We start from the raw sequence: 11,641 nt of genomic DNA, 5'->3' as shown, positions 1-11,641 counted from the left end.
GGGTTTTCTTATTTTTATTCCACACCGCATATTTATAGATTATGAATTTTCTTAGACTTCCTTTCCTTGTCAAGCTTACCCTCGTGGTGATTTCCATCATTGGGCTTGGCTATCTTCTGGCATTAGGACAGAGTATTTTAGCTCCGTTTTTCCTGGCATTCCTGATGGCTATGCTTTTTTTGCCTGCGGCAACTTTTATGGAAAGAAAGCTGAGATTTCCAAGATCAATGTCCACAATGACCTCAGTCTTCATTATGCTGATGATTTTAGGCGGAATTATTTACTTCTTTACCAATCAGCTCTCTGACTTTAGCAAAGATCTTCCACATCTCAAAGAACAGTTCACCACTGTTTTCAATGGTCTTCAGCATTGGGTTTCCAAAACATTCAATGTGAAAGTAGATGAACAAGTAGATTATATCAATCAGGGATTGAATAAGCTTCTGTCTTCTTCAGGGGTGATTTTAGGGTTTACATTTGGGATATTCTCAACAGGATTTGGATTTATTATATTTTTCACTCTGTTTTTTATCTTTATTCTAAATTACAGAAGACTATTAAACAATTTTATCGTTACAGTTTTCAACGAAAGACATAAAGCCAGTGTACAGGAAGCTGTAAGTGAAATCAGGGTTATGACCAAGAAATATATTTTTGGTCTTTTCCTTCAGGTGATTATTGTATCTGTTCTTACTTCAATCCTTCTTACTATTCTGGGAGTGAAATATGCTATTCTTCTGGGAGTTCTCACGGGATTATTAAACGTCATTCCTTATCTGGGAATTTTTATTTCTCTTCTGATTTCCTGTTTTATAGCGTTTGCCACTTCTACGCCTTCAACATGTATTTATGTTGCTTTGGGCTATATCGCTATTCATGCTGTAGATGGCAATATTGTTCTTCCATTTGTAGTGGGTTCTAAAGTAAAGATCAATGCTTTATTTTCTTTTATTGGAATCCTTTTAGGAGAACACCTTTGGGGAATTGCGGGCATGTTCCTGTGTATCCCAGCAATTGCTATTATAAAAATCATCTGTGAAAGAGTAGACGATCTCAAACCTTGGGGAAGATTACTCGGCGAAGAGCCAAAACCTCATAAGAAGAAAAAAAGCTATAAGATTTCCAAGAATATTACGTTGAAAGAAATGGATTAGACAATGAGTAATAATTGACATAACCCAACTTTAATGTAGAATAAAAAGACTGCCTTTTTCAAGACAGTCTTTTATATTTTTATGAAAGAGGACACAACGGACTTGTTCCATTGGGACAAGTTTCCGTACAAAGAATATAAGATTGGCTATCCGGACAATATCCATAAGCAGGCCCTTCCGGATCTCCTAAACAAGGATCTCCAGGTGGAATTTTACAAGGACATCCTATAGGCCCTATATCACATTTTCCAATACCTCCTCCTTGGATTTCTCTTAAATCCGTACGGTTTAATTTTTTAAGATTTTTTAGCATGATTTTTATATTAGTTTACCTCTGTAAGGTACAGAATAAAAATCACATAAAAACATCAATTAACGCATATTAACAACTAATTTTACATTTTATATCAAATTAAATACAGAATATACCATTTTTATTTTACATTTGATATAAAATAACCAATCATGAAATTAATAAAACTCATCTTATGTCTGCTTTTCGGGCTTATGTTTATTAATGCCGGATTAAACAAGTTTTTTAATTATATGCCTATGGAAAAACCTACTCCTGAGCAGATGAAACTTTTCGCTGCTTTTGGAGAAATCAGCTGGTTGATGCCTTTAGTAGGTATTGCAGAAATCATTGGCGGATTATTATTTATTTTCCCAAAAACAAGAGCGTTGGGAGCTATTGTTATTTTACCTGTCATGGTAGGAATTGTTACCCATGTATTCACAATGGATAAATCTCCTATGGGAATGGGTATTGCAGGGGTGATGTTTCTGATCAACCTTTGGATGATTATTGACAATAAGGAAAAATATAAGCATTTAGTTTCATAAGACTGCAGATAATAGGCTGCAGGTTGCAGTTTTTATAGCGGTCAATTAAAATTTACTGTTGTGAATCACATTGGCACAGCCCATAAACTATAACCTATCATCTGCTACCTGTATCATACAAAAGCACTGAAACCTGTAATTGATCGTCCTACGATGAGCGAATTAATTTCTTTTGTTCCTTCGTAAGAATATATAGCTTCCGCATCGGCAACAAATCTGGCCACATCATATTCCAGCAGAATTCCGTTTCCTCCCATTACTTCTCTTGCTCGGGAAACAATATCCCTTGTTCTGAGGGTACAGAAAACTTTAGCTAAAGAAGCGTGTTCATCTTTTAAAATACCTTCATCCTGCATTTCAGACAGTCTGAAAACCATTGTCTGCATGGCAGTAAGATTAGATAGCATTTCTACCAGATGTCCCTGAATCATTTGGAATGAAGCGATAGGTCTTCCGAACTGCTCTCTTTTGCGGGTATAATCCAATGCGCTTTCATAAGCTCCGCGGGCACAGCCTGTAGCCATCCATGCTACTCCTGCTCTGGTCATTCTCAGTACTTTCCCGGTATCTTTAAAGGAATTGGCATTCTGCAGACGGTTTTGTTCGGTTACAAGACAGTCTTTTAAGGTAATCAATCCGTTCTGGACAATCCTTAAAGCCATTTTTCCTTTAATTTTCTCTACGGAATATCCCGGATTATCTTTTTCAACAATAAATCCTTTCACCTCTCCGCTGTCCAGATCTCTTGCCCAGATAATAACCAGATCAGCAAAAGTAGCATTCCCAATCCATTTTTTCTGACCATTAAGAATCCAGCCTTCCGGTGTTTTTTTACAGGTTACTGTAAGTCCGCCCGCAGCTCCTGATCCAACTTCCGGCTCTGTAAGCCCAAAAGCTCCTATTTTTTCAAATTTCTGCATCTGCGGAAGCCACTTTTGTTTCTGTTCTTCAGATCCGCAGATATAAATAGAACCCATTGCCAGCCCGGATTGTACTCCGAAAAATGTGGCAATAGAAGCATCTACTCTTGCCATTTCCATCGCAATAACACCTTCCATCAGGAAAGGCATTCCCGGGCAGCCATATCCTTCATAAGTAACGCCGCAGATATGCAGTTTCTGGAATTTTGGAATCAGTTCAAAAGGAAATTCATCTCTGAGCCAATAGTGATTAACCAGAGGCTTGACTTCTTTTTCCATGAACGTTCTTACTTTAAGCTGAATTTCACGCTGTTCTGGAGTAAGGGTATGGTATATATCATAAAAGTCGCCATCAATAGGTGGTAATTCTTTCTTTTTCTTTTCCGGATCAAGCATTTTCATAAGTCCGGAAAGCTGTTTATCATCCAGTTTTGAGAAATTTTGCATCAGTTTTGGCAGATCTACCTTTTGAGAAATGGTACTCAACTGATCGAAATCTATGGATCTAAATAATTCTATTGCGTTTCTGATTTTGGAAAAAGTATTTGACATAGTGATAGATTGTAGTTTTGGTTTGTAAATGATAAGCAAAAACTGCTCCGAAAGCAATCACTAAAGCCCAAGCATATTTTACAAAACACTACATTTCAACCCATTACAACTGAAATTTTATTTACAAGATTTTTACTTTTGATTTTCAAATGTTACAAAAGATCCTGACTGAACTTTGACTCAAGCAAAACAACAAAAATCAACGCTATGAAAACCACTTACATTACATTATCTCTGTCAGCCGTGCTTTTATTAGGAATTTATTCATGTAAAAAAGGAGAAGTAGCTTCCACAGACCTTGAAGCATACGCTACAACAGACTCTGCCTCTGCTATTGCTTCCGACAGTATTTCATCTGTTGCAGAAATGAAAGTAAAAGACAAGCAGTTTATCAAGACTGCGGATGTGAATATGGAAGTAAAAGATGTATATAATGCAACGATTGCTATTGAAAAATCTGTGCAGGAACTCGGAGGTTTTGTTACCAATAGTAATCTGCAAAGCAATGTAGTTTCCGAAAACACCTACAATACTTCTGACGAAGAGGCTATGCTGATTAAGAAATACCAGACAGAGAACAGAATGCAGGTGCGTATTCCGACGGAAAAACTTGGGGAACTTTTAACAGCAATCAATACAAACAAGTTATTTCTTAATTCAAGATCCATTAATGCGGAAGATGTAACAGCCAACATCAAATACTCTGAACTGGAAGGGAAAAGGAATCAAAAGACTTCTGAGAACATAAGCAAGCTCAAAACAAATAAAGATAAGGTAACACTGGATGATGAAAATATGTCTGAAGGAAATCTTCAAAAACTCTCCAGCATGAACATGACAGATGATTTGAAATACAGTACTATTGACATTTACATCAAAGAACCTCAATTACGCATTGCTGAAATTGCTGTTACCAATACAACAAGCATTGACAATAAATATAAATACAATTTCATTTATGATGCTAAAGATGGATTTGTGTACGGCTTTTATCTGATTCAGAGAATTATAGTGGGCCTTATCAATGTGTGGCCTCTGGTATTGATTGCTGCTGCAATCCTCTATTTTTTAAGAAAAAGAAAAATTTCAAAACCTGAACATTCAAAAATCCAGGAATAAAAAAGCTATCCTAACCAATTGGTTATCATCATAATTTTAGATTTTACAACCTCCTGTTTACGGGAGGTTTTTATTTTTTTGAAAAAAAACTGTAACGATTAAAACAACTGTCTTACCTACTGTTTAAAAGAACAGAAAATCAAAAAATTAATACTATGAAAAATTTAATACAACTTGGATTCGCAGTGTTATTATCACTGAATTCTATAACAGCAAATGCTCAAAGCAAAAACATAAGCAAAGACAACAGCCTGCTTTGGGAAGTATCCGGGAACGGTCTTTCTAAGCCTTCTTATATTACCGGGACTTTTCATATCTTATGCAGTAAAGATTTTGAGATTAAACCTAAGGTACTGAAAGCTCTTGAGAAATCTGAAAACTTTGTCATGGAAATCAACTATACAGATGCTGCTGAAATGATGTCACTTCAAAAAATGTTTAAAGCAGATAAAAAAATATCGGATCAGCTTTCACCTGAAGAAGCCAGGGAACTTAATACAGTTCTTGCCAATTACGGAACTGATTTGAAAAGTATAGATTCTTCAAGCCCTCAGGCATTGTATGCTCTTCTTTCTACCAAAGCAATCCCCTGCCCTCAGAACGAAGTTAAACTTTACGAAATGGAACTTCTTCAGAAAGCAATGAAAGATAAAAAAAGCATCAAAGGACTTGAAAAAGTAGAAGATCAGATGAAATCGATCAATGAAGCTTATGATCTGAAGAGCATCATTACTCAATTGAAAATGGATAAAGAATACCAAATATTGTTCACACAGATGATTGAAGCTTTTAAAAATGAAAATGTACAATCCCTTTACAGTCTTTTTAAGGATGAAAGATTCATGAATGATCACCAGGAAAAGGCTATGCTTACCAATAGAAATCAAAACTGGGTAAAAATAATGCCGGATATGATGAAAAAAGAAAGCTCTTTATTTGCTGTCGGAGGGTCTCATCTTATGGGTGAAAACGGAATTATCCCTCTCCTTCAGGCAAAGGGGTTTACCGTAAAACCTGTATCAGGCTTGTAACCATAACCAAACCATGAAACAATTGTGAGCAGTTTAAACGAAACCACTTTTTTAAAGCTCGTCAATCAGCACAAGGGCATTCTATACAAAGCCTCACGGATTTATGCAGATTCCGTAGAGGACAGGGAAGACCTTCAGCAGGAAATTCTTATCCAGCTTTGGAAATCTTATCAGAATTTTAAGGGAAACAGTGAATTCTCTACCTGGATGTATCGGGTTGCAATTAATACCGCCATTACCTTTTTAAAAAAGGAAAAACAGAGATCCAATAACCATACGGATGCTCCTTCTCATTTTGAGGTGCAGCAGGAGGATTACAACCCTGCAAAGGACAGGCAGCTGGAAATTTTCTACAGTGCCGTTCAGGAGCTGAACTCTCTGGAAAAAGCCGTCATATTTTATTTCATGGAAGGAATGTCACACAAAGAAATAGGAAATAACTTGGGACTCAGTGAAGGTAATGCCCGCGTAAAGCTTAACAGAACAAAAGATAAAATACAGCAAATCATAAAAAAATCAGGTTATGAATTTTGATCAATTAAAAGAACAGTGGAATAAAGAAGACAGTGACGTCCATATTCCTGACACCATAAAGCAATTAAAGGAAAGCAAACACCCTATAGAAAAGATTCAGAAAAATATGAAAAGAGAATTTCCCATGCAGATTCTTGCTATTATTCTTATCGCTTTTTTTCCTCTCCAGTTTCAGTTTCCATCTTCACAGTATATTATTTATTATGTTTCCTATACCATGATGGTCGTTATCTCATCATACTATCTGCTAGGGTTTTATAAATTTTATAAACAGACGGAACTTTACACAGGAAACACCAAAAACAGTCTTTGGAAAATATATCATGAGCTTCGTCTGAATATGGAACGATATCAGTCTTTCGGATTTTTATTACTTCCCCATTTCCTGATAACAGTAGGATTGGTTATTTATAACACGATGGAAAAACAGGGAAAATCTCTTACAGAACTTACCACTTCTCACCAACAGGGATTAATTATCACAGTACTCATCGGAACTTTAGCAATCATAACGAGTATCGTTTTATGGACAAAGTATATCTACGGAAAGAGTGCCAAAGAACTTGAAAACATTCTTAAAGAAATGGATGAATAACATTGAAAACTCATGTCACAAAACACATTTTATCAAACCTCAGATCTGTTCTGAGGTTTTGTTTTTTTTAAAAAATCGTTATTTATTATCTTCAAATTTATCTGAGGTTTTATTTTTCCGTAAATTTGCAAATCAGAAATAAATCATTATGGATTATGGGCTATTCTCATCCAATATATGATCTTCTGAGCGATAAAAATTCTGTAATATGCTATCAAAAATAAATCCAACACAAACTAGCAGCTGGAAAGCACTTGATGAACACTTCGGTGGAAATGACTTTGATCTTAGAACTCTTTTCCAGTATAATCCGAACCGTTTTAATGAATTTTCTCTACACAAGGACAACTATCTTTTTGATTATTCTAAAAACCTGATCGACTCCAGAACAAAAGATCTTTTATTGCAGTTGGCCGAGGAAAGCCAGTTAAAAGATGCTATTTCCAAAATGTTCTCTGGTGACAAAATCAATGAAACAGAAGGAAGAGCAGTTCTTCATACGGCATTAAGAGATTTCTCCGGCCGTGAAGTTATCGTAGATGGAGAAAACATCAAACCACAGATCAAGAGAGTTCTTGAGCATATGAAGTCTTTTTCTGAGAAGATTATTTCAGGAGAACATAAAGGTTTCAGCGGAAAAGAAATTACAGATGTAGTCAACATCGGGATCGGAGGATCAGATTTGGGTCCTGTAATGGTTTGTTCGGCTTTAAAGCATTTTAAAACAAGATTAAACGTTCACTTTGTTTCCAACGTGGACGGAAATCATATTGCAGAAGTAGTAAAAGATTTAAATCCTGAAACTACTTTATTCATCATTGCTTCCAAGACATTTACGACTCAGGAAACAATGACCAATGCCAATTCAGCTAAAGACTGGTTCCTGAAAGCAGGAAAACAGGAAGATGTAGCGAAGCATTTCGTTGCTTTATCTACTAATATTGAAGAAGTTAAGAAGTTCGGAATTGCAGAAGAAAATATTTTTGAGTTCTGGGACTGGGTAGGCGGAAGATATTCCCTTTGGAGCGCCATCGGATTAAGTATTGTGCTTTCCGTAGGGTATGAAAATTTCGAACAGCTTCTAAAAGGGGCTTATGATACGGATCAGCACTTCCAGACGGCAGAATTCTCTGAAAATGTTCCTGTTTTAATGGGACTTTTGGGAATCTGGTACCGTAATTTCTATGCTGCTACAACGTATGCAATCCTGCCTTATTCTCAATATCTGGACAGATTCGCTGCCTATCTTCAGCAGGGAGATATGGAAAGTAACGGAAAATGTGTAGACAGAAGCGGTGAATTCGTAGAATATGAAACCGGACCAATCATCTGGGGAGAACCAGGTACAAACGGCCAGCATGCGTTTTATCAATTAATCCACCAGGGAACAGAATTGATTCCTGCAGATTTTATTGCCTATGCAAAAAGCCCTAACCATGTTTCTGATCACCAGGATAAATTATTAGCCAACTTTTTCGCTCAGACTGAAGCACTTGCCTTTGGAAAACTGGAAGAAGAAGTGGAAGAAGAATTGAGAAATTCCGGAAAATCTGACGAAGAAATAGACCGACTGATCAATTTCAAAGTCTTCCACGGAAACACTCCAACTAACTCCATATTATTCAAGGAATTAACTCCTTTTTCACTAGGACAGCTGATTGCTCTGTATGAACATAAAATTTTTGTTCAGGGTGTCATCTGGAATATTTTCAGCTTTGACCAGTTTGGAGTGGAATTAGGAAAAGTATTAGCCAATAAAATCCTTCCTGAGCTTGAAAATAATGAAGCTATAAGCTCTCATGACAGCTCTACCAATGGATTGATCAATTACTATAAAGAAAATAAATAGTAAGTAAAAAGAAAGTAAAAGTAAATCTATAAAGTAAAAAAGTAAAAATGGCAGAAATTCTTGACGGACTTAAAGTATCCAAGGAAATAAAAGCAGAGATCAAGGTTGAAGTAGAAAAGATTCTCGCAAGCAAAAGAAGAGCTCCACACTTGGTGGCTATTCTTGTAGGAAATAATGGAGCAAGCAAGGCCTATGTAAACTCTAAAGTGAAAGACTGTGAGGAAGTAGGATTTCAATCCAGCTTAATCAAGTTTCCAAGCACTGTTTCTGAATCTGAACTGTTGGAAAAAATTGATGAGCTTAATAAATCTAAAGCAGTAGACGGATTTATCGTTCAGCTGCCTTTACCTGATCAGATTGATCAGGAGAAGATCATCAACGCTATTGACCCTAGAAAAGATGTAGATGGTTTCCACCCTGAAAACTTCGGAAAAATGGCTCTTGAAATGGATACTTTCTTACCGGCAACTCCTTTCGGGATTTTAACATTATTGGAAAGATACAATATTGAAACAAAAGGAAAAGACTGTGTAATTATCGGAAGAAGTAAAATTGTAGGAAGACCGATGAGTATCCTTATGGGGAGAAAAGATTTCCCTGGAAATTCTACCGTTACCCTTACGCACTCATACACAAAAGACATTGAAGAATATACAAGAAAAGCAGACATCGTCATTACCGCTTTGGGAGATCCTCACTTCTTAAAAGGAGATATGATCAAAGAAGGAGCAGTAATCGTGGACGTGGGTATTACAAGAGTAGATAATGACTCTCCGAAAGGATATTACCTTGCAGGTGATGTAGATTTTGACAGCTGTGCTGCAAAAGCAAGCTGGATCACTCCGGTACCTGGAGGTGTAGGCCCAATGACAAGAGCAATGTTGATGAAAAACACCATCATTGCTTATAAAACTTCGGTCTATAACGACTAATTTTAAAATGAATAAAGAAGAAGATATTTTATTAAAAGAAGGTAAAATGCTCCCTGTGATGGAGCATTTTTATACTTTACAGGGAGAAGGAGCACACACCGGAAAAGCAGCATACTTTATCAGGCTGGGAGGTTGTGATGTAGGATGTCACTGGTGTGATGTAAAAGAAAGCTGGGATCCGGAACTTCATCCCCTGATGAATGCTGAGGAAATTGCAGAAACTGCGGCTAGACACTGTAAAACAATAGTGTTGACTGGCGGTGAACCTTTAATGTGGAATTTAGATATCCTGACCTCCAGACTGAAAGAATTGGGCTGTACAGTACATATCGAAACTTCAGGAGCTTATCCTATGAGCGGACAGCTTGACTGGATTACTCTTTCACCAAAGAAAACCGGGCTTCCTAAAGAAGAAATTTATCAAAAGGCTAATGAGCTTAAAGTAATCATTTTCAATCAGCATGACTTTACTTTTGCTCAGGAACAGGCTGCAAAAGTTTCTGAAAACTGTAAGCTTTATCTTCAGAGTGAATGGAGCAAAAGAAATGATATGTATCCTAAGATTACAGATTTCATCCTGGAAAACCCTGAATGGCAGGCTTCTGTTCAGACTCACAAATATCTGAATATACCGTAAAAAAATGTAAATTAGCTGGGCTTATCCGCTATAATACCGATAGATGCAGAGAATTCGATACTCCAGATACCTGAAATCAATCATTATGTTGCTTGACCTCATGGTTATTGCATCTATCTTCATATTCTTTTTTATAAGCAGAAACGAAAGTTTAAAATATAATGAAGAAACCTGGTATCAGAATAGTTTCTCTCTCATGCTGTTGTTTTTGTTCTGGGTGCTGCTGAGCGGTAGAACAAAAATATATAATATTCCGAGGAATCTTACTTATACCCTGTTTCTTGAACGCCTCTTAATCCATTTCCTTTTTTTTATACTGGGTGTGCTGCTTATAGGAAAGGTAAGTAATAATGTATTTTTCAATTCGGATATTTACTGGCTTTCTCTTTACCTTTTTATTTCCATCTTCCTTGTGAAATCATTAGTGTATTTCGCAATCAAGTATTTACGATCCCTTGGAGCGAATTACAGGAATGTCATGTTTTTGGGAGACAGCCACTCCACAGAAATTCTTAAGAATATCTTTACAGAACGTAAAGACTATGGTTACAGAATATTCGAATACGAATATTCAGGCGTCAGGATCAATGAACTGGTTTCTTTCTGGAAAAAAAACGGAATTCATACCTTATTTTTATCTATGGAAAACTCCTATGATGAAACTCTAGAAAATGAAATTTTCAGGCTGGCCGAGGATAATAAGATTCATATTTCATTGATCCCAAGCATTACACAAAGTGATTTTTTCCTTTATGACCTTGGATATATACAAACCCAGCCAGTACTTAATCAGGCCAGATATCCATTAGATTATTATTCTAATTTCCTGATGAAAAGAACATTTGATATTTTCTTTTCTATTATTATATTGGTTTTAATCTGCTCATGGGTATTTCCAATCATTGCGATTTTGATCAAAACAACTTCCAAAGGCCCTGTTTTTTTCCTTCAGAAAAGATATGGTTTTCATGAAGAGGTTTTTAATTGTATTAAATTCAGAACAATGGTTGTCAATGATGAATCTACCACCAAAACCACATCCGTAAATGACTCCAGAATTACCAAAGTGGGTAAGTTTTTAAGAAAAACCAGTCTTGATGAACTTCCTCAATTTATTAATGTTTTGAAAGGTGAAATGTCTGTAGTAGGGCCACGCCCCCATATGCTGGCGGTTGACAATTATTACAAACCCAAAATCGGAAGATACAGCTTAAGAAGCAGGGTTAATCCGGGTATTACAGGATTAGCACAGGCCAATGGACTGCGTGGTGACTTCGGAGATGTAGAAGTAGAAATGAAAAAAAGAGTTCTGGCTGATGCTTTCTATGTAAGGAACTGGAGTTTCGTGCTCGATCTGGTCATTATTTTAAAAACCGTTTTATTAGTCATTGGAGGAGATAAAAATGCGAAATAAAAAACGGGACAGGATAAATATCGAAATAATTTTAACACAAAACTAAGCTTTGGTCTTATTC

The 11,641-nt window shown here is 36.3% G+C and carries 12 protein-coding genes; 10 read left to right on the top strand and 2 right to left on the bottom strand.

Going from position 1 to position 11,641, the window contains the following annotated elements; genetic code table 11:
• Positions 1–41: 41 nt before the first annotated feature.
• The gene (locus C8D70_RS13430) at positions 42–1,154 is read left to right on the top strand and encodes an AI-2E family transporter (protein ID WP_076595405.1); all 1,113 of its coding nucleotides are present in this window, start codon (positions 42–44) and stop codon (positions 1,152–1,154) included.
• Between the two features lie 79 nt (positions 1,155–1,233).
• Here the strand turns inward: C8D70_RS13430 and C8D70_RS13425 are convergent, their stop codons facing one another.
• Positions 1,234–1,467: a bacteriocin-like protein gene (locus C8D70_RS13425; RefSeq protein ID WP_110367642.1), complete on the bottom strand. Its 234-nt coding sequence runs from the start codon at positions 1,465–1,467 to the stop codon at positions 1,234–1,236.
• Positions 1,468–1,619: 152 nt separating this feature from the next.
• On the opposite strand from C8D70_RS13425, the gene C8D70_RS13420 reads away from it, so the two are divergent.
• Positions 1,620–1,997, top strand: coding sequence for a DoxX family protein (locus C8D70_RS13420; protein ID WP_076595403.1), 378 nt, complete (start codon positions 1,620–1,622; stop codon positions 1,995–1,997).
• A gap of 113 nt (positions 1,998–2,110) precedes the next feature.
• Here C8D70_RS13420 and C8D70_RS13415 read toward each other — a convergent pair whose 3' ends face one another.
• Complete coding sequence (locus C8D70_RS13415) at positions 2,111–3,469, bottom strand: acyl-CoA dehydrogenase family protein (RefSeq protein ID WP_110367641.1); 1,359 nt, start codon at positions 3,467–3,469, stop codon at positions 2,111–2,113.
• A 207-nt stretch (positions 3,470–3,676) separates the two neighbouring features.
• On the opposite strand from C8D70_RS13415, the gene C8D70_RS13410 reads away from it, so the two are divergent.
• The 8 genes from C8D70_RS13410 (at position 3,677) to C8D70_RS13375 (ending at position 11,580) form a co-directional block, all read left to right on the top strand.
• Positions 3,677–4,588, top strand: coding sequence for a DUF4349 domain-containing protein (locus C8D70_RS13410; protein ID WP_110367640.1), 912 nt, complete (start codon positions 3,677–3,679; stop codon positions 4,586–4,588).
• Positions 4,589–4,743: 155 nt separating this feature from the next.
• A complete protein-coding gene (locus C8D70_RS13405; RefSeq protein WP_110367639.1) occupies positions 4,744–5,619 on the top strand; it encodes a TraB/GumN family protein in 876 nt (291 codons plus the stop codon).
• Positions 5,620–5,643: 24 nt separating this feature from the next.
• Entirely contained in the window at positions 5,644–6,153 is a 510-nt protein-coding gene (locus C8D70_RS13400; protein ID WP_076595399.1) for an RNA polymerase sigma factor, read from the top strand.
• Positions 6,143–6,748 (top strand): hypothetical protein, encoded by a 606-nt coding sequence (locus C8D70_RS13395; RefSeq protein WP_076595398.1) that lies wholly within the window; start codon positions 6,143–6,145, stop codon positions 6,746–6,748. The genes C8D70_RS13400 and C8D70_RS13395 overlap by 11 nt, the downstream gene beginning before the upstream one ends.
• A gap of 208 nt (positions 6,749–6,956) precedes the next feature.
• Positions 6,957–8,597 (top strand): glucose-6-phosphate isomerase, encoded by a 1,641-nt coding sequence (pgi, locus tag C8D70_RS13390; protein ID WP_076595397.1) that lies wholly within the window; start codon positions 6,957–6,959, stop codon positions 8,595–8,597.
• Between the two features lie 47 nt (positions 8,598–8,644).
• A complete protein-coding gene (locus C8D70_RS13385) occupies positions 8,645–9,529 on the top strand; it encodes a bifunctional 5,10-methylenetetrahydrofolate dehydrogenase/5,10-methenyltetrahydrofolate cyclohydrolase (RefSeq protein WP_034692667.1) in 885 nt (294 codons plus the stop codon).
• 7 nt (positions 9,530–9,536) lie between these two features.
• On the top strand, positions 9,537–10,166 hold the full coding sequence (locus C8D70_RS13380) for a 7-carboxy-7-deazaguanine synthase QueE (protein ID WP_110367638.1): 630 nt from the start codon (positions 9,537–9,539) through the stop codon (positions 10,164–10,166).
• 43 nt (positions 10,167–10,209) lie between these two features.
• On the top strand, positions 10,210–11,580 hold the full coding sequence (locus C8D70_RS13375; protein WP_076595395.1) for an exopolysaccharide biosynthesis polyprenyl glycosylphosphotransferase: 1,371 nt from the start codon (positions 10,210–10,212) through the stop codon (positions 11,578–11,580).
• Positions 11,581–11,641: the final 61 nt, after the last annotated feature.

This window comes from Chryseobacterium sp. CBTAP 102 (assembly GCF_003201365.1).
Classification (GTDB): Bacteria; Bacteroidota; Bacteroidia; order Flavobacteriales; family Weeksellaceae; genus Chryseobacterium; species Chryseobacterium candidae.
The sequence above is the reverse complement of the archived record's forward strand: the minus strand, read 5'-3'. Positions and strand labels throughout refer to the sequence as shown.